This is a genomic window from Serratia sp. NA_112.1, from assembly GCF_052691715.1.
Genome location: NZ_JBQZFO010000004.1, coordinates 1 through 18547, shown reverse-complemented (window position 1 = coordinate 18547; position 18547 = coordinate 1). Strand labels below are relative to the sequence as shown.

The following is an 18547-nucleotide window of genomic DNA, read 5'->3' as shown; positions in this document are numbered from 1 at the left end:
TTTATCTGAGCCGTTTTTCAAGTACAATCAGGGGGACAGTTACCGCCATGTACCGATGTGAGCAGCGATCTCAACGCGGTGAAGAGAAACACAGCTGAAAAAAATACAATGAACCTAGAGCAAATTACCGAGTTAACCGCGCAAGATATGGCGGCCGTGAACGCAACAATTCTCGAACAGCTGAATTCCGATGTCACGCTCATCAATCAGCTTGGCTATTACATTATCAGTGGTGGCGGTAAACGCATCCGCCCGATGATCGCCGTTCTGGCGGCGCGGGCGCTGCATTATCAGGGTGATAAGCACATTACCGTTGCCGCGCTGATCGAATTCATTCACACCGCTACCCTGCTGCATGATGACGTGGTGGATGAATCAGATATGCGCCGTGGCAAGGCCACCGCCAATGCCGCCTTCGGCAATGCCGCCAGCGTCCTGGTCGGCGACTTCATCTATACGCGTGCTTTCCAGATGATGACCAGTCTGGAATCGCTACGCGTGCTGGCACTGATGTCTGAGGCGGTCAACGTGATTGCCGAAGGTGAAGTGTTGCAGTTAATGAACGTCAACGATCCGGACATTACCGAAGAAAGCTACATGCGGGTGATCTACAGCAAAACCGCACGCCTGTTTGAAGCGGCGGCGCAATCTTCGGCGATCCTGTCAGACGCAAGCGTTGCAGAAGAAAAAGCACTGCAGGATTACGGTCGCTATCTCGGCACCGCTTTCCAGTTGATCGACGATCTACTCGATTACAGCGCTGACGGCAGTACCCTGGGTAAAAATACCGGTGACGATCTCAATGAAGGGAAGCCGACATTACCGCTACTGCACGCCATGCATAACAGCGAAGGCGAGCAGAAAGCCATGATCCGCGGGGCGATTGAACAGGGTAACGGCCGTCATTTGCTGGAACCGGTGTTGCAAGCCATGCAGCAATGCGGCTCACTGGAATATACCCGCCAACGGGCTGAGGAAGAGGCTGACAAGGCCATTGCCGCGTTGCAGGTTCTGCCGGAATCGCCACATCGCTCCGCGCTGGAAGGATTAGCGCACCTTGCGGTTCAACGCGATTTTTAAGAAACTAAAAGCCTATTATTATTTCCACAGACCCGCACTGCGGGTCTGATCATTTCTGTGCTGAAATACGCGCCAGCAAGCTAGCGATCCCTTCTCGCGCCAGGAACGCCAATACCTTCTCACGTTCACTCTCTGTCAAGTGGTAGTAGTACTCAATCCACACGGCCAGCGGATCCTTGCGTTCAACCTGATATCTCGCAGGTTCTTCTTTTAATACCAGTAAATTACGCGTCCCCGTAGGCAAGCTGTCAATATGGTATTCCAGCGCTTTCCCCTGCACACCTTTACGCCGACGGCTGATCCAGCCTTCACGACGTGCCATCAAATTTATTCCCTGTGGTGAGGAGGGTAATCCTGCCACGCCTGTCAGTTCCTTGGCGGCAAACCACTCTTTTTTCATAGCCATGTTCTCTGGGAAAAGTCGGCAAATATCTTTTTTTGGAAATTTATTGGATATTTTTTTAGAAATTTGGTGGTATCCTAGTTTCCGTATAAGCGCTTCATGTTGTTCAAACGATTAATCTTGACCTGTTAGTTATACCACTAACAGAACTTTCGCTAATCAAAAAAGGAATGTAAACATGAACTCAAGGAACAAGGACTGGCATCCGGCGGATATCATTGCGGCACTACGTAAGAAGGGAACAACACTGGCGGCGGTTTCGCGCAAAGCAGGGCTTAGCTCGTCAACGCTAGCAAACGCGCTGTCGCGCCCCTGGCCAAAAGGGGAATGGTTAATTGCTGAAGCCCTTAACATTCATCCTGCGGAGATCTGGCCAAGCCGTTATTTCGACCCATATACCCATAACCTGCTGGATCGAAAAGCCCGCATCCGCACATAGCTACAGGCATAAAAAAACCGCCGGTACACTGTCCGGCGGCCTATGCATACTCATGCACTACTGAATGATCAGTTATTGATAAACTTTTCGCCCAGTTCGATATCTTTGTGCAGAACATCCAGCATATCTTCCAGCGCTTTCTGCTCGAATGCGCTCAAAGTACCGATATCTTTGCGTTCTTCAACGCCGTTCTTACCCAGCACCAGAGGCTGTGCGAAGAAGCGGGCATATTTGCCATCGCCTTCCACGTAAGCACACTCCACCACGCCTTTTTCGCCCTGCAGCGCACGAACCAGAGACAAACCGAAACGCGCCGCCGCCTGGCCCATTGACAGAGTTGCAGACCCGCCACCAGCTTTAGCTTCAACCACTTCGGTCCCCGCATTCTGAATGCGCTTGGTCAGATCAGCGACTTCCTGGTCAGTGAAGCTTACGCCCGGGATCTGTGACAACAGCGGCAAGATAGTCACGCCAGAGTGCCCACCGATAACCGGTACGTTCAACTCTTCCGGCTGCTTGCCTTTCAGCTCGGCCACGAAGGTGTTGGAACGGATAATGTCCAGCGAGGTCACACCGAACAGTTTGTTTTTATCATACACGCCGGCTTTCTTCAGCACTTCTGCTGCGATAGCCACGGTGGTGTTTACCGGGTTGGTAATAATGCCGATGCAGGCTTTCGGGCAGGTTGTTGCCACTTGCTGGATCAGATTACGCACAATGCCCGCGTTCACGTTGAACAAGTCTGAACGATCCATGCCTGGTTTACGTGCAACACCGGCAGAGATCAGTACCACGTCTGCACCGTGCAGAGCTGGAGTAGCGTCTTCGCCACTGAAGCCTTTGATTTTAACTGCGGTTGGGATGTGGCTTAAGTCGACGGCAACGCCTGGGGTAACGGGGGCAATGTCGTAGAGAGAGAGTTCAGAACCTGAAGGAAGCTGGGTTTTGAGTAGAAGGGCGAGGGCCTGGCCGATACCGCCAGCAGCACCGAGAACTGCAACTTTCATCCTATACTCCTTTATTATCTTAAATATATAAAGCGCCGTGAATATGTGGGTACGGACCTTAAATTATTACACCTTTAAAAACAATCCCTTAACAGTCCGTTTGAGAGCTGGTGCAATAAAGCGGCCGATATCGAGCGCATATCTTAGATTAAATCGCTTACTCATGAAGGGCATAGCGCACACTAATCAAAAATACTGCGAGGTTATTCACGAGCAAGTTAACCGGCGGTTACATTACACCCTTACATAACATCAGAACAACATCATTTTAATAACATTTTCTTTACCACCATGGACGGATCCTTCGGTCATGGAAAGGGCATATTCATGGGATACAGATTTTGTTAAAATGTCGCCCTTTCCCCATTGTCCGGCCATTATTATTTTTTCCGGACGTCCTTTTATTGCATAAAAATTCATTTATATGCATAATAATGACTTCTATTGTCAACATTCCACGGTGCAAAATGCGTAATCCCGCAAAGCAGGAAGATCTGATCAAGGCGTTTAAAGCGTTATTGAAAGAAGAAAAATTCAGTTCTCAAGGCGAGATCGTTTTGGCGCTGCAAGAAGAAGGCTTCGAAAACATCAACCAATCCAAAGTATCGCGCATGCTGACCAAGTTCGGCGCGGTGCGGACGCGTAATGCCAAAATGGAAATGGTGTATTGCCTTCCAGCCGAACTCGGCGTGCCTACCACTACCAGCCCACTGAAGAACCTGGTGCTGGATGTCGATCATAACGATGCCGTAGTGGTGATCCACACCAGCCCCGGCGCCGCACAGTTAATTGCCCGCCTGCTGGACTCGCTGGGTAAATCAGAAGGTATTCTCGGCACCATCGCCGGTGACGACACTATTTTCGTTACCCCGGCCAGCAGCTTTAGCGCTCGTCAGTTATACGAAGCCATCCTATCGCTGTTCGAACAAGAGTTATGATGCAGTGCGCTAACAAAATACGGCTAACGGTCGCGTTTTGTTAGCGCTTCTTTAACCCTATCCTTACCCTTCCCTCATTCCTTGCCACGTTTAAAACCAGAATCTCGTCGTGCTGCAGCACATTTCAATGACATTGGTCCGTAACCAGTAATAGCTACTGTTATCTTCCGCACTTTTGGTCAAAAGCACTTACCTTATTGAAATTACATAAATTTAACATCGAAAGATCGTTTTATAAGCGTTTTTTATTCCATCTGGTTATTAAAAATAAGGAACGCCATAATAAAGTTTCACAAGGAACTGTTAGCTAACTATTAATTTTTAGCGTTACTAGATGTATACTCATTTCCGTGACGTAAATCACAGTTCATTGGAACTGATAAAAGAATACGAAAAGGTGAGAACATGAAAATTAAAGCTACCATCGCAACCATGAGCGTTCTATCCATGCTTTCCTTCGGCGCATTTGCAGCACAATCTGTTGATGCAAATCAGGCTGCAAATATGCAGTCTGCAGGCACTATCACCGTCAGCGGCGTTGCCGGTGCACCTTCAGACATCCGTCAGGCACTGTCTGAAAAAGCCGATGCCAAAGGGGCAACCGCTTATCGTGTGATTGAAGCGCGCAACGAAGGCAACTTCCACGCTACCGCAGAAATTTACAAATAAGTACAAGGCGTTACCCGGCAACGGGCAATAAAACTCTGGAACCCAATACCCCGATAACGGCCTTCAAGTATAAAAACGCTGAAAAAGCCCTTCCAGGCGGTTATCACAACAGGACTTAATATCATGAGCATGAAAACTACCCTCGCCGCACTTAGCCTGCTGTCAGTCGTTTCTTTAGGGGCTTCTGCCGCTACGTTAATCACTAATGACCAAGCGACCAATCTTCAGTCTGTCGGAACCATTACCGCCAGCGGCATTACCGGCGCGCCTTCCGACATTCGTCAGGCCCTGTCTGACAAGGCCGACAAACAAGGTGCTAAAGCCTACCGCGTGATCGAAGCCTACGAAAACGGCAACTGGCACGCGACCGCCGAAATCTATAAATAACAATTCAGAGGACATGCTTACCGAACTGATTACCCTCGTCACTGCCACTGCCGAGTTCTGTCGTAAGCATTAATTCTCTGAAGAATTCGTCGTCCTATCCGACGAACCCCGTTGCCCTCGCTCGCGAGGGCTTTTTTCTGGGCGTAAAAAAGGGCCGCTATCGGCCCTTGGATTGCTGACAAAGCAGGAAATCAATAGGTGGCTTTTGGCTCCGGTTTATTGACCAACGCCTCCAGCAGCCGATCGTGAATCCCCCCAAAGCCGCCGTTACTCATCACCAGAATATGGTCGCCCGGCTGGGCCGTTTTCACAATCATGTCCACCAGCGTATCCAGATCGGCGCTCCAGTGAGCTGGCTGTACGCAGGCTTCCGCCACTTCCGCCACCTGCCAGGGGATATGGTGCGGCTGGAACAGGAAGACTTCATCGGCACGGCCCAGCGACGGGGCCAGATCGTTCTTGCTGATGCCCATTTTCATGGTGTTGGAGCGCGGTTCGAGCACCGCCAGAATGCGGGCAGTGCCGCCCACCTTGCTACGCAACGCGGCCAGGGTCGCCAGAATTGCCGTTGGATGATGGGCAAAGTCGTCATATACCGTGACGCCATTGGCTTCACCACGCAGCTCCAGACGACGGCGGGCATTAATAAAGTCGCCGAGCGCACGACAGGCATCCTCAGGCAACACACCAACATGACGCGTGGCGGCAATGGCCATCAAACCGTTATGCATGTTGTGTTCACCGACCAGCGACCACTTGACTTCGCCCACCTGCTCACCATTAAGGAATACCGCATAATGGCTGGCGTCCGGCGTCAGCTTCTGTGCACGCCATACGCCTTCTTCCCCAACCAGCTCCTGCTCACTCCAGCAGCCCATCGCCATCACCTGCTTCAGGTGGCTGTCGTTGTCAGGCAAAATAATTTTGCCCTTGCCTGGCACCAAACGCACCAGATGGTGGAACTGTTTCTGAATCGCTTTCAGATCGTCGAAGATGTCGGCGTGATCAAACTCCAGATTATTCAGGATCAGCGTACGCGGGCTGTAATGCACAAACTTGGAACGCTTGTCGAAGAACGCGCAGTCATATTCATCGGCTTCGATGACAAAGAACGGGCTGCCCCCCAGGCGGGCAGAAACGTCAAAGTTGCCCGGCACGCCACCGATAACAAAGCCCGGCTGGTAGCCGCAGGCTTCCAGGATCCAGGTTGCCATGCCGGCAGTGGTGGTCTTGCCGTGGGTCCCGGCAACAGCCAGTACCCAGCGATCGCGCAGCACATAATCATGCAGCCACTGTGGGCCGGAAACGTAAGGGATACCCAGCTCCAGTACTGCTTCAACACACGGGTTACCGCGCGTCATGGCGTTACCGATGATCACCAGATCCGGTGCGGGATCCAACTGAGCCGGATCGTAACCCTGGATCAGTTCGATCCCTTCTTTCTCCAACAGCGTGCTCATCGGCGGATAGACATTAGCGTCAGAGCCGGTCACCTCATGCCCTAGCGAACGAGCCAGCGCCGCCAGCCCGCCCATAAAGGTGCCACAGATCCCAAGAATGTGAATGCGCATAGTTTTCTCATAGAGTACGTCGAATGTTGGCACATTCTAACGCTCAGAATCGTCCAGAAGAAATGGATTTGCCTATGAATAGCGTTCATCTTTGGGCTACACTGCTCGCGAATACGTTGGCGGTTTGTTAACAAACCGCTACCCATCCGTAGATTCAGGGATTGTGTCATGAAAACGTTAGGCGAATTTATCGTCGAGAAACAGCACGACTTTTCTCACGCCACCGGCGAGCTGACAGCGTTACTTTCTGCAATTAAACTGGGCGCCAAAATCATCCACCGCGACATCAACAAAGCGGGTCTGGTTGATATCCTCGGTACCAGCGGCATTTCCAACGTACAGGGTGAAGTCCAGATGAAACTGGACCTGTATGCCAATGAAAAGCTGAAAGCGGCATTGAAAGCGCGCGGTGAAGTTGCGGGTATCGCTTCTGAAGAAGAAGATGAAATCGTGATATTCGACGGCGAGCGGGCTGAAAATGGTAAGTATGTGGTGTTGATGGATCCGTTGGACGGTTCGTCCAACATTGATGTCAACGTCTCGGTCGGTACGATTTTCTCTATCTATCGTCGCATCACCCCGGTCGGCACTCCCGTGACCGAAGAAGATTTCCTGCAACCAGGCAGCGCCCAGGTTGCAGCCGGCTACGTAGTTTATGGTTCCTCGACCATGCTGGTGTACACCACCGGTTATGGCGTGCATGCCTTTACCTACGATCCGTCTCTGGGTGTGTTCTGCCTTTCCCACGAGAAAGTCCGCTTCCCGGCTACCGGCAATATGTATTCCATCAACGAAGGTAACTACATCAAGTTCCCGCGCGGTGTGAAGAAATACATCAAATATTGTCAGGAACAGGACGAAGCCACTCAGCGCCCTTATACCTCCCGCTACATCGGTTCGCTGGTTGCCGACTTCCACCGCAACCTGCTCAAAGGCGGCATCTATATTTATCCAAGCACCGCCAGCCACCCGCAAGGCAAGCTGCGCCTGCTGTATGAATGCAACCCGATGGCGTTCCTGGCGGAACAGGCAGGCGGTAAAGCCAGCGACGGTAAAAACCGTATTCTGGACATTACCCCGGTGAAATTGCACCAGCGTGCACCGTTCTTCGTCGGCACCAAATCCATGGTGGAAGACGCCGAGCGCTTTATCGCCGAGAACCCGGACGAATAACAGGTTCCTTGTGGGGGGCGCCTGTCGCCCCCTGCATTATAGTTTGAACGCCGCCATACTCTGGGCCAGCAACTGGGCCTGATCCTCCAGCGAACGCGTTGCCGCCGCCGACTCCTCGACCAAGGCCGCATTTTGCTGCGCCACCTGATCCATCTGTGCCACCGCCAGATTGACCTGCTCAATGCCGCTGCTTTGCTCACGTGTAGCCGCAGAAATTTCCCGCATCAACGCCGTCACACGCCCTACCTCACCGGTAATACCACTCATGGTTTTCGCCGCGGACTCGGCCATCTGCTCGCCTTCCTGCACCCGGTTCTGCGACGCTTCGATCAACCCTTTGATCTCCTTGGCTGACTGAGCGCTACGCTGAGCCAGGCTGCGAACCTCACCCGCTACCACAGCAAAGCCGCGTCCTTGTTCACCCGCGCGTGCCGCTTCTACCGCCGCATTCAGCGCCAGAATATTGGTCTGGAACGAAATACCGTCCATCACGCTGATAATATCGGCGATGCGGCGTGAGCTATCGGTAATGGCCTGCATCTTGTCCATCACCTGGCTAACCACCTCGCTACCCTGATTGGCAATATCAGAGACGCTGAGCGCCAGCTGATTAGCTTGCTCGCAATTCTCGGCGTTCATTTTCACCGTCGAGGTCAGCTGTTCCATGCTGGCGGCGGTTTCCTCCAGCGAAGCGGCCGACTCTTCGGTGCGCTGCGCCAGATGCAGGTTGCCGGCGGCCAACTCGCGTGAACCAGTGTCAATCTGGCTGCTGGCATCACGAACCTTGCTGACCGAACTGACCAACGCCTGCTGCATCCGCTGCATCGCACGGATCAGACGACCCATTTCGGTTTCCCCTTCGCCGGTGATGTCGTGCGTCAGGTCGCCCCCGGCGATATATTCCAACTGGGCGATAGATTCATCCAGTGGACGCAGAATGATCACTCGCAGCGCGAACCAGGCCAATACCGCCAGCAACACGCTGAGCAGGCCGGCGATCAGGATCAGGGTAATCTTGGTACTGGCGTTGCTTTCCGCTTCGTTCACCCGCTGCTGGCCGATATTCATGGCAAAGCTGTGGAAGTCGCTGAGGTCTTTTTCGAAGGCGATGCTCAATGCAGAGATTTTGGTTTCCTGGATGTCGTAATAGTCATCAACTTTGCCGGCCTTGATGGCATCGGCCATCGGCCTGACGCCCTGTTCCAGATAGGCGCGGTAACTGTTTTGCAGGCGAGTGGACAGTTCGCGGCCACGTTCGGTCACAGTGCCGACGCTGACAAAGCGCGCCATTTCCTGCTTCGACTGTGCGAGGTAATCATAAATGCGCCCCACAGTGGCGTCGGACACCTCGAGCTGGCCGATTTCACGCTGGCGCACCGCCAGTGAGGCCGCCGTTCTGGCGCGTAGCGTCAGGTTGGAGCTACTGGCCAGCGACCCAAGTTCTTGCCCTAAAATCTGGTTCAGGGTGTGTAACGATCGCGACCCTTCATTAATGGCATTGATGCCGATGGTGCTGACCATAATCAACAGCAGCGTCATCAGGCTCAGCAAGGCAATCAGCCCGGCCTTGACCGTAATCTTTTTTAACATGAGTTCTTCTCGGCTTCAGAAATAGTGAGTTCTAACGTAGAGGAGGTAAAACGCAGAGCCAGACTTCGCCGACTCATTATTATTTGATGACGTTATCGGCAACCGCGGGGAAAACTTAACGTCGTTGGAGGATTAATCTGGAAATTCAGTGGATGACTGTCTGCCGGGACTTGGGTGATGAAAAGGGCAGGAAATCACAAAAGAGTCCGCTATAATAGCCGCCACTCCATTTCTGGTTTGATTAAAGGAAACCGACATGAGCTTGCTTAACGTCCCTGCTGGCAAAGACCTGCCAGAAGACATCTACGTAGTTATCGAAATCCCGGCCAATGCCGATCCAATCAAATATGAAATCGACAAGGACACTGGCGCGCTGTTTGTTGACCGTTTCATGTCCACCGCGATGTTCTATCCGTGCAACTACGGTTACATCAACCACACCCTGTCTCTGGACGGTGATCCGGTTGACGTGCTGGTACCAACGCCATACCCGCTGCAGCCTGGCTCAGTGATCCGCTGCCGTCCGGTGGGCGTCCTGAAGATGACCGACGAAGCCGGTGAAGATGCGAAACTGGTTGCCGTTCCGCACAGCAAACTGAGCAAAGAGTACGATCACATCAAAGATGTGAACGACCTGCCAGAACTGCTGAAAGCCCAGATCTCTCATTTCTTCGAGCACTACAAAGATCTGGAGAAAGGCAAATGGGTGAAAGTGGAAGGCTGGGCAGACGCTGCCGCTGCCAAAGCTGAAATCGTTGCCTCTTTCGAACGTGCAGCCAAGAAGTAATTCTTAGCCGCCGTCCGATAAAAAAACACCGCTCAGTGAGCGGTGTTTTTTTTTACTTTTCGTCGAGACGCCTCAGCCAGTCACCGCTGTTGATCCGCGGATAACCGTCCACACTGTGTTTATACAGGTAGATCCACGCACTTCCATAAGGCGTCTGAATCAGCTCGCGCTTATAGTCCTTGGTGTTGCTTTTCAGTTCGTCCAGCTCAGCCAAAATCGATGAGTTGATGCGATACACCTCACAATGTACCGTGCCCTCTCCAGGGATCGCCGCCGGGTAATGACCCAGATTATAAATCTGATAGCCTTCGAGCTCATGCTCGCCTAACCATTGGGCGTTAGTCATCCAATGGCTGTTTCCCTGTTTGCGTCGTAAACTGCCGTAGACAATTATTCGCATCGCTAAAACTCAAACTGATAGAGCAAATCTAATGCCTGGTCGAGACCAGACACCGCTTCAAGATACAATTTAGGCATCAGGCGGTAACGCAACGTCAGTGTGGCCAATGAGTCGAAAATGCCCACCCCATATTTTACTTGTAAGCCAGGGAGAACATAACCGCTGACGACAACCTGGGAACTGTCGCCAACCCCCTGAGTATCCAGGGCCAAGTTGCTTACGCCAAATGCCTCGCCGATTTTACCCACAAGTTGACCACTTTGTGCAACCCCCATCCCAATTAACATTGAGGTCATTGCGTTGCCATCGGCACCGGAACTGCCCAATCCCTGGCCACGCAGCAGATAAGACAGCGCTTCCTGCTGAGATTTGGCCGGATCCGAGAACACTTCCAGCTTCGGTGCATCCGCCAACCCGGTGACGCGTACCCCAGCGGTAACATCATCTTCGGTCGAGTCCGGATTACGGATCGCCTCGAGATTCAGCAACGGCTGGTCCGGCGGACCCGAGAACATCAACTGGCCCTTGCGGACAATCAAATCCTGACCATAAGCATGGAAGCGACCGGAAGGGATGTCAATCTGACCGTTCAGGCCCAAGCCGTTCTTATCCTGCACCACTTTCAGATCGCCCTTCAACCGCGCTTTCAGGCCAAAGGCATCCAGCCGCACATCGTTGCCAACGTGGATCATCAGGTTGCTGTTGATCGGGATCCCTGCGGTTTTCGGCGTTATCGGTTTAAGTTGATCATCCAGCATCACTTCGTCGGAAGAGACACCGACCGCGCTTTCCGGCAGCTCTTGTACCGTAATACGCGCCCACGGAATGTCTACTGAACCATTGAGTGAGAACAGCTGCGGCGTGGCTTCAAACACCAGATCCGGTGAAACGTCGATGCGGATCATCGGCGGCACCGTCACCCGCAATTTATCGCCCTTGGCGGTAATGCGTGCACGCCAGGCATTGATATCACGCCAATCCGCATCACCGAACAGATTAAGCTGACCGTGGGTGGTGCTGACCAGTCCTTCCAGCGTTGAGGTCATACCGTCGAAGTTCATCACCAGACGACCGTTGGTCATGTCGAACGGCATCCAGTGACCGTCAATATCGACCTTGTCCAACGCCATGCGGCCATAAACCAAAGGTTTCTGAGCACTACCGCCCAGACGCAGGTTGGCGTTCAACATACCCGCCGCTTTTTCTCCCTGCATCAGCGCCGGGTTAATCATCGCCAGTGAAATATTGGTAATGTTGACGTTACCGCTGATATTGCGGCGCACCTGCGGATCGGCAACCTGTACGTTACCGTCAAACTGACCATTATTGGTCAGCTTGATCAACCAGTCGGCCTGCGCACGGCCATTGGTCAGCCCGGCGTTAAGGTTTAGCTTGTCGAAGGCGATCGGTAGCGCATTGCCCTGTACCCGCTGTACCACCTTCACCCCATTGCCCACCAGTGAGACTTTCGCCTCCGGCAGCGCACCGCCAGGTTTCCAGCTAACGTCCGCCCGCCCGGTGAACACGCCGCTCAGCGCCGTTTCCGGCCCGAGGAAAGGCTTGATCATCGCCAGATCAAAGCGGTTCAGCACCACGCTGGCCTGTCCGCTCTGCCCGGCTTCGATGGTTTTCGGTACGCAGAGCTCGGCATTCGGGTTCTGCCAGCAGTGCGGCCCGATACTGATTTTCTGTGCGGTATTCAGATAATCGAGTGCGATAGCGCGGGTTAACCGCCATTCGCCCACCGGAGTATCGAAGCGAGTATTACTCAGGTTGCCGCGCCAGCGTTGCTGCTCGCGATCGAAACTGCCCTGCAGCGCCAACTGGCCAGAGACCGGTTTGCCGTCAATTTTCAGCTGCAGTTGGTGCTGTTTCTCACTGCCTTTGGCAGTAAGCTGAAGCAAGTTGATGTCCAACGCATCTTGCTTCAGCTGTTCGACACGTACTGCCAGTTGCCCCTGGATCTGGTCACTGGAACGCACGTCGCCGTCAATTTTCACCCGGTTGAGGCGCAATGCCTGCCACTGCAGGCCAGAAGCGGTCAGATCAGCCAGCAACTGAGGCGCCTGCATGTTGCCACGTAGTTTAAGCAGGCCTTTCGCCGTACCGCCCAGTCCAGGTAAAGCGCCGTCCAGACGTGGTGCATCAATGTTCGCATCCAGATTCCAGCTCTTCTCGTCCAGTTGCCCTTTGACGTTCAGCTGGTTGCGTCCCAGGGTCAGATCGATACCCGGAATTTTCCATTGGCCGGCAGCGTTGCCGCTAAGCGTACCGCGCGCGGTGACCTTGTTTTGCTTCACGTTACCGTCGAGCTGCAGCACCGGTACCTGTAATTGCCAACTGCCACCGTGCAAACTGCCGCGAGTGGTGATCTTGCCGGTAAGCGTAGCTGGCCACTCAGGCCACTGTTTGGCGGTATTGATGCCGCTCAGCGTCAGCTGTGAATTCCAACTGATGGCCTTGCTCCAGTCCACCAGCGCAGTCAGGTCGGTATTACCCTGCAAGGCCGCCAACCGCAGGCGATCCAGTTTGAACTGTTCAACATTTCCTTTGCCGTCCAGCGTCAGCACCGCCGGGGGCAAGTCCTTGCCTTTGATATTGGCGCGGGTCGATAACGCATAGTCGGTTGCCTTGCCATTGAAGCGCAGGCGGAAATCGTTAATCTGGTATTGCGACTCACCGCTCAGCGGCCATTTCAGCTGTTTGCTTTGCAGCGTCAATACCAGCGGTAAACCGGCTTCGGCTAACCGGGTTTGCAGATCAAGCTGCGCGCCGACCGGGCCGGACAGGTTGAGCGCTACCTTGAGTTCTTCACGCAGCCCGCCGCCAATGTTCAGCTTTACCTTTTCGCCTTTCAATGGATCGATGTTCAACGTGCTGTTGGCCACCATTTCCACCGGCCAACTGCCGGTCAGCGTAGCTTGCCCCTGAGCCGACAGTGTGCCCTGCGGAGATTTCACATCAAAGTTGTCCAGTTGGATATGCTGATCCAGAGTACTGGCCTGCAGCAGCAGACTGGTAATCAACATGTCGGTATCACCGGTCAGTCGCAGCTGTTCACCGCTGATCTCCTTGACGGTGATATCCAGCGGCAGGCGAATGTCCGGCAGATCCGGCAGCAGCGGCTTGGCAAACAGTTCTTTCAGGGTTTCGCCCAGCGGCTTCTCTTCCGGCTGAGGGGCCGGCTTCTCGGGGTGATTGGCTTTTTCCTCAACCTTTTTCGCCACCTCAACCACCGGTTGCACCGCCTCCGGCAGTGGGTTCTGCGGCGTTTTCGGCAGGGCTATCAGCAAGCCGCTGATTTTAGTTGGCAGCAGGGTCAGAGCACGTTCTTGCCACTGTGCGCCAGTACGGAACTCGCCAAGAGAAATGGCCGTATCGTCGACGCTGACCTTAACGTTGTTCAACGCCAGCAGGCGCAAAGTGATAGGGTACGGCGTGCTCAGGTTGGTCGTGGGCTCGCTGGTTTCTGCCACCGGTGCGGACGGCGTCATTTCTTTGGTTTTCACCACTACATCCACGTCCTGCGCGGTCAGGGCGTTAACGCACAGCGAGCTGTTTTTAAAACAGGCCAGATCGAGCGACAGATGGAACTGCCCGGCATTTACCGTCACGCCCGGCATCTGGTATTTCACGCCTTTCAGCGTCAGGTCACGCCAGCCGCCAGTGACGCTGGCAATATCCAGCCCCGGCACCCAGCGTGCCGCACTGTTGATAACCAAATGCAGACCACTGGTGGTCCCGAGCAGGTATGCCACGCCGCCGATCAGCAACAGCAGGACAATCAGGAAACCCAGGCAAATCTTTTTTATCAGGCTCATAGTTCAGGCCCCAAACCAATATAGAACTGCACCCCGTGGGTGTCTTTATCCCCAACCGGGGCGGCGATATCGAGCTTCACCGGGCCAACCGGTGACTGCCAGCGCACGCCGAAGCCGGCACCGGTCTTAAAGTCGCTCTGCTTGATATCGTTCACCGCTTCGCCTGAATCGACAAACACCGCGCCCCACCATTTACCGGTCACGTTATATTGATACTCCAGCGAGCCGGTCAGCATTTTGGAAGCGCCAGTCAGCTTACCGTCGTCGTCGCGGGGTGAAATGCCCTTGTACTTGTAGCCACGAATGCTGCGATCGCCACCGGCGAAAAATCGCAGGTCCGGCGGCACTCTTTCAAAGTCGTTGGTTTCAATCCAGCCCACCTGCCCACGCGCGACAAAACGGTGTTTGTCGGCCAGGGTGCGGATCCAAACGTTCTGCGCCTGCATCAGCGCAAAGTCCACGTCAGATCCCCAGGTGCTGTCGGACACATCAATAGAATAGCGCTGGCTGTCACCCCAGGTGGGCATCAGGCCACCGCGTGAACGGGTGCGGTTAACACTAACGCCGGGATACAGCAGCATGGTGGTGTTGGTAACGTTACCCTGAGTAAAGTGGTCAAGACGCCAAGTCAGGTTGAGTGCCCGCTGCCAGCCGCTGGAGAGATCCCAGTTGCGGGAAACCACCGCTTTTGAGGTGACGGACTTGGTATCGTTGAGATCAACGTTCTTGAAACCACCCTGCAGCAGGTAGTACTGCTCCAGTGGATTTTTCAATAACGGGATTTTATAGGTCAAATCGAGCTGCTGTTCCGGAGCCGAAATGCTGGCACTGGTTTCCAGACTGTGGCCACGGTCGTTAAGCCACGGCTTTTTCCAGGTGCCTTTGATCCGGGGACCGACATCGGTGGAATAACCAACACCGGTTTCGATGGTGTTACGCGTGCGCGGCGTGACCAACGCATCTAACGGCAAAATCTTGTTCTCTTTGGCATCTTGGAAATCAGGGGACACCACCACCGAGTTAAACCAGTTAGTGGCGGATAAACGGCGGTTCAGTTCGGCCAGATCTTCCGAACTGTAATAATCCCCCTGATGAAAGGGCACCAGATTTTGCAGATAGTCTTCACGAATTTGCGAACCGGTGAATTTCACCTGGCCAAAGCGATAACGCTGGCCACTGTTGAAATCAATGTCCCAATAGGCCTTGTGCAGATCTTCGGCCACGCCGAGCTGGCTTTTGGTCATATCGGCATCGAAATAGCCCTTACGTAGTGCCAGACCGGTCAGCGAACCTTTAAAACTGTCGTATTTGCCGTGATTGAGGATCTCGCCTATCGTCGGCTTGCCTTTTTTGACTAACGACAGATAGTCCTCATCGGTTTTTGCGCCGCCTTCCAGCACGATATTGGCACTGGCAATTCGCACCGGTTCGCCAGGGTTAACCTTGGCGTGCAGCACCGGGCGAGTCAGCCCTGGCCGGTCATCGAGCGTAAATTCGATGGTTGGCTGATAATAGCCGAGTGCTCGCAGCCCCTGGCGGACCGCTTCATCTACACGGGCACGAAAACGGCCATTCGTACTGACCTCTTCCGGCGTGATGGAGGACAAACGCACCCGGACGTTCTTTTCCAGTTCCCCACTAAGTCCTTCAACCTGCAGGCGCACATTCGCCGAATAAGCCGCAGGCGTGGCGAGCAGCGCACACACAAAGCACAGGGCACGGTATCGTGGCACGTGTTCTCCTTAATTTATTTTACTTTCCTGAAATAACACTCACTCTGGGGCCAGGGCCTACTCCGCGCTATCAGGACGGCGGCCCTTTTCAGCATTATTCCAGACGCTGCATGTTACGGTTTTACTGCCGCAGTAAACTGGCGCATTCTTATCTTTTGGCGCTCTAAATACTGCGTTAATCTGAGACATAATCTCAATATGTAGCTTATTGTGGGCAAAGTTGCGGTTAGATACAACTTAACTGCCGCCTCTTAGGCCAATTCTTACTGTGACAACAGGAGTCAACCGTGGTGCCATTCTTTGATAAAACACAAACCGTCGACCGGGCAAACGCATTGCCTGGCCGCACCACGCCCATGCCGGTTGCCACGCTTAACGTGGTCACCAATCACTCAATGACCCAGGTGCCGGACGGCATGGAGGTAGCGATCTTCGCCATGGGGTGTTTCTGGGGAGTGGAACGCTTGTTCTGGCAGCAGCAAGGGGTTTACAGCACCGCAGCAGGCTACAGCGGTGGCTATACGCCAAACCCGACTTATCGCGAAGTGTGCAGCGGCCAAACGGGCCACACTGAAGTGGTGCGAGTAGTATTCGATCCGAAAATCATCAACTATAAACAGTTGCTGCAGGTGTTTTGGGAGAACCACGACCCGGCGCAAGGCATGCGGCAGGGCGGCGACGTCGGTACTCAGTACCGCTCGGCGATTTATACGCTGACGCCAGAGCAGCAGACCGAAGCGGAAAGCAGCCTGCAGCGTTTCCAACAGGCGATGGACCAGGCTGGCGATAAACGCACCATCACCACCGAAATCGCACCGGCACTGCCGTTCTACTATGCCGAGGACGACCACCAACAGTACCTGTACAAAAACCCCGAAGGATACTGTGGCCTGGGGGGCATAGGTGTTTGTTTACCCCCACAGGGCTAAGTCGCAGGTTGGCGGTAATTTTTAACCACTGGCGGCCCCGGTAGAGCTGCTGCTATACTGTGCGGGCCGCATCTGCGGCCTGATAACCTCCTTTCTGGTTGTTATCGCTACTTTTTTTACAATGTACTACCCTTCCTCAAGAGCGCCGTCATCCCGTCGGCACGTATGGATAGATTATGTTAAACAGTATTTTACTGATTCTTTTTCTGATCGCAGTGAGTGCGTTCTTCTCACTGTCGGAAATATCTCTGGCCGCGTCACGCAAGATTAAACTGAAAATGATGGCTGACGAAGGTAACGTCAATGCCGCCAAAGTCCTCAAACTGCAGGAAACCCCGGGGCTGTATTTTACCGTGGTACAGATTGGCCTGAACGCCGTAGCCATTCTCGGCGGTATCGTCGGCGATGCAGCCTTTTCTCCTACTTTCCAACCGTTGTTCGATCGCTTTCTGTCATCTGAACTGGCAGAGCAGGCCAGCTTCGTCTGTTCATTCGTGCTGGTAACCAGTCTGTTTATCCTGTTTGCAGATTTGACCCCGAAGCGCATCGGTATGATTGCACCAGAGACGTTTGCCGTCCGGATCATCAACCCGATGCGTTTCTCGATCATGATTTTCCGGCCGCTGGTGTGGTTCTTCAACGGCATGGCAAACCTGATCTTCCGCCTGTTCAAACTGCCGATGGTGCGCAAAGACGACATCACCTCCGACGATATCTATGCGGTGGTTGAAGCCGGTGCCCTGGCGGGCGTGCTGCGCAAACAGGAACATGAGCTGATCGAAAACGTATTTGAACTGGAGTCTCGCACCGTCCCTTCATCGATGACCTCGCGCGAAAGCGTGGTTTACTTTGACCTGCGTGAGACCGAAGAAAGCATTATCGAGAAGGTCTCAACCCATCCGCACTCCAAGTTCCTGGTGTGTGATGGCAATATCGATCAAGTCGTCGGCTACGTGGACTCCAAAGACCTGTTGAACCGCGTGCTGGGCAATCAGAGCCTAGTGCTGAGCAGCGGCGTGCAGATCCGCTCGGCGCTGATCGTGCCGGATACCCTGACGCTCTCTGAAGCACTGGAAAGCTTTAAAACCGCCGGTGAAGACTTTGCGGTTATTCTTAATGAGTATGCCTTGGTCGTGGGGATCATCACACTCAATGACGTGATGACCACGCTGATGGGCGATCTGGTAGGCCAGGGCCAGGAAGAGCAGATCGTAGCGCGTGATGAAAGCTCATGGCTGATTGAAGGCGGTACGCCGATTGAAGATGTAATGCGCGTGCTGCACATTGATGAGTTCCCGCAGGCGGGCAACTACGAAACCATCGGCGGCTTTATGATGTATATGCTGCGCAAGATCCCGAAACGGACCGACTTCGTCAAATACGCCGGTTACAAGTTTGAAGTGGTGGATATCGACAGCTACAAGATTGACCAGCTGTTGGTAACCCGGTTGAGCGACAAACCGGCATCGGTACTGCCGAAGGCGCCGGAAGAAACCTCCGCGGCCTGATCTCAACCGGTAAAACATCAGCGGCCCCAAACGGGGCCGCAATTATTTTAGCTTTTGCAGGTGCTCTAACTATTACCCTATGAATTTCGAGTTGCGGCTAGGCGGCCAGCTC

General features: G+C 53.7%; 16 protein-coding genes. 9 read left to right on the top strand and 7 right to left on the bottom strand.

Going from position 1 to position 18547, the window contains the following annotated elements:
- Positions 1-108 precede the first annotated feature (108 nt).
- Positions 109-1080: an octaprenyl diphosphate synthase gene (gene ispB / locus ACUTQ5_RS10215; RefSeq protein WP_012004932.1), complete on the top strand. Its 972-nt coding sequence runs from the start codon at positions 109-111 to the stop codon at positions 1078-1080.
- A 49-nt stretch (positions 1081-1129) separates the two neighbouring features.
- Here ispB and ACUTQ5_RS10210 read toward each other — a convergent pair whose 3' ends face one another.
- A complete protein-coding gene (locus ACUTQ5_RS10210) occupies positions 1130-1480 on the bottom strand; it encodes a DNA-binding protein (RefSeq protein ID WP_445651166.1) in 351 nt (116 codons plus the stop codon).
- 181 nt (positions 1481-1661) lie between these two features.
- Here ACUTQ5_RS10210 and ACUTQ5_RS10205 point away from each other — a divergent pair, with 181 nt between their 5' ends.
- Positions 1662-1922 (top strand): helix-turn-helix domain-containing protein, encoded by a 261-nt coding sequence (locus ACUTQ5_RS10205; protein WP_153858274.1) that lies wholly within the window; start codon positions 1662-1664, stop codon positions 1920-1922.
- A 68-nt stretch (positions 1923-1990) separates the two neighbouring features.
- Here ACUTQ5_RS10205 and mdh read toward each other — a convergent pair whose 3' ends face one another.
- Positions 1991-2929, bottom strand: a complete 939-nt coding sequence (gene mdh, locus ACUTQ5_RS10200; protein WP_174354051.1) for a malate dehydrogenase — start codon at positions 2927-2929, stop codon at positions 1991-1993.
- A 467-nt stretch (positions 2930-3396) separates the two neighbouring features.
- On the opposite strand from mdh, the gene argR reads away from it, so the two are divergent.
- The 3 genes from argR (at position 3397) to yhcN (ACUTQ5_RS10185) (ending at position 4923) form a co-directional block, all read left to right on the top strand.
- Positions 3397-3867 (top strand): transcriptional regulator ArgR, encoded by a 471-nt coding sequence (argR, locus tag ACUTQ5_RS10195; RefSeq protein ID WP_174354050.1) that lies wholly within the window; start codon positions 3397-3399, stop codon positions 3865-3867.
- Positions 3868-4272: 405 nt separating this feature from the next.
- Positions 4273-4536 (top strand): peroxide/acid stress response protein YhcN, encoded by a 264-nt coding sequence (yhcN, locus tag ACUTQ5_RS10190; RefSeq protein ID WP_012004928.1) that lies wholly within the window; start codon positions 4273-4275, stop codon positions 4534-4536.
- Positions 4537-4659: 123 nt separating this feature from the next.
- On the top strand, positions 4660-4923 hold the full coding sequence (gene yhcN / locus ACUTQ5_RS10185; RefSeq protein ID WP_445651165.1) for a peroxide/acid stress response protein YhcN: 264 nt from the start codon (positions 4660-4662) through the stop codon (positions 4921-4923).
- 191 nt (positions 4924-5114) lie between these two features.
- On the opposite strand, the gene mpl is transcribed toward yhcN (ACUTQ5_RS10185), so the two are convergent.
- The gene (gene mpl / locus ACUTQ5_RS10180) at positions 5115-6494 is read right to left on the bottom strand and encodes a UDP-N-acetylmuramate:L-alanyl-gamma-D-glutamyl-meso-diaminopimelate ligase (protein WP_445651164.1); all 1380 of its coding nucleotides are present in this window, start codon (positions 6492-6494) and stop codon (positions 5115-5117) included.
- Between the two features lie 168 nt (positions 6495-6662).
- Between mpl and fbp the strand changes: the two genes are divergently transcribed.
- A complete protein-coding gene (gene fbp / locus ACUTQ5_RS10175) occupies positions 6663-7667 on the top strand; it encodes a class 1 fructose-bisphosphatase (RefSeq protein ID WP_445651163.1) in 1005 nt (334 codons plus the stop codon).
- A 36-nt stretch (positions 7668-7703) separates the two neighbouring features.
- Here the strand turns inward: fbp and ACUTQ5_RS10170 are convergent, their stop codons facing one another.
- Positions 7704-9257: a methyl-accepting chemotaxis protein gene (locus ACUTQ5_RS10170; RefSeq protein ID WP_445651162.1), complete on the bottom strand. Its 1554-nt coding sequence runs from the start codon at positions 9255-9257 to the stop codon at positions 7704-7706.
- A 256-nt stretch (positions 9258-9513) separates the two neighbouring features.
- On the opposite strand from ACUTQ5_RS10170, the gene ppa reads away from it, so the two are divergent.
- The gene (gene ppa / locus ACUTQ5_RS10165) at positions 9514-10044 is read left to right on the top strand and encodes an inorganic diphosphatase (protein WP_153858279.1); all 531 of its coding nucleotides are present in this window, start codon (positions 9514-9516) and stop codon (positions 10042-10044) included.
- Between the two features lie 52 nt (positions 10045-10096).
- Here the strand turns inward: ppa and ACUTQ5_RS10160 are convergent, their stop codons facing one another.
- The 3 genes from ACUTQ5_RS10160 to tamA are packed head-to-tail and all read right to left on the bottom strand — an operon-like array spanning position 10097 to position 15998.
- Complete coding sequence (locus ACUTQ5_RS10160; protein ID WP_061807503.1) at positions 10097-10444, bottom strand: gamma-glutamylcyclotransferase family protein; 348 nt, start codon at positions 10442-10444, stop codon at positions 10097-10099.
- A 2-nt stretch (positions 10445-10446) separates the two neighbouring features.
- Complete coding sequence (gene tamB, locus ACUTQ5_RS10155; RefSeq protein ID WP_445651161.1) at positions 10447-14265, bottom strand: autotransporter assembly complex protein TamB; 3819 nt, start codon at positions 14263-14265, stop codon at positions 10447-10449.
- Entirely contained in the window at positions 14262-15998 is a 1737-nt protein-coding gene (gene tamA / locus ACUTQ5_RS10150) for an autotransporter assembly complex protein TamA (protein ID WP_445651160.1), read from the bottom strand. Before tamA ends, tamB begins: the two co-directional genes overlap by 4 nt.
- A 287-nt stretch (positions 15999-16285) precedes the next feature.
- Between tamA and msrA the strand changes: the two genes are divergently transcribed.
- Together msrA and ACUTQ5_RS10140 are read left to right on the top strand one after the other, a co-directional pair.
- The gene (gene msrA / locus ACUTQ5_RS10145; RefSeq protein WP_445651159.1) at positions 16286-16927 is read left to right on the top strand and encodes a peptide-methionine (S)-S-oxide reductase MsrA; all 642 of its coding nucleotides are present in this window, start codon (positions 16286-16288) and stop codon (positions 16925-16927) included.
- Between the two features lie 176 nt (positions 16928-17103).
- The gene (locus tag ACUTQ5_RS10140; RefSeq protein WP_445651158.1) at positions 17104-18435 is read left to right on the top strand and encodes a hemolysin family protein; all 1332 of its coding nucleotides are present in this window, start codon (positions 17104-17106) and stop codon (positions 18433-18435) included.
- Positions 18436-18547: the final 112 nt, after the last annotated feature.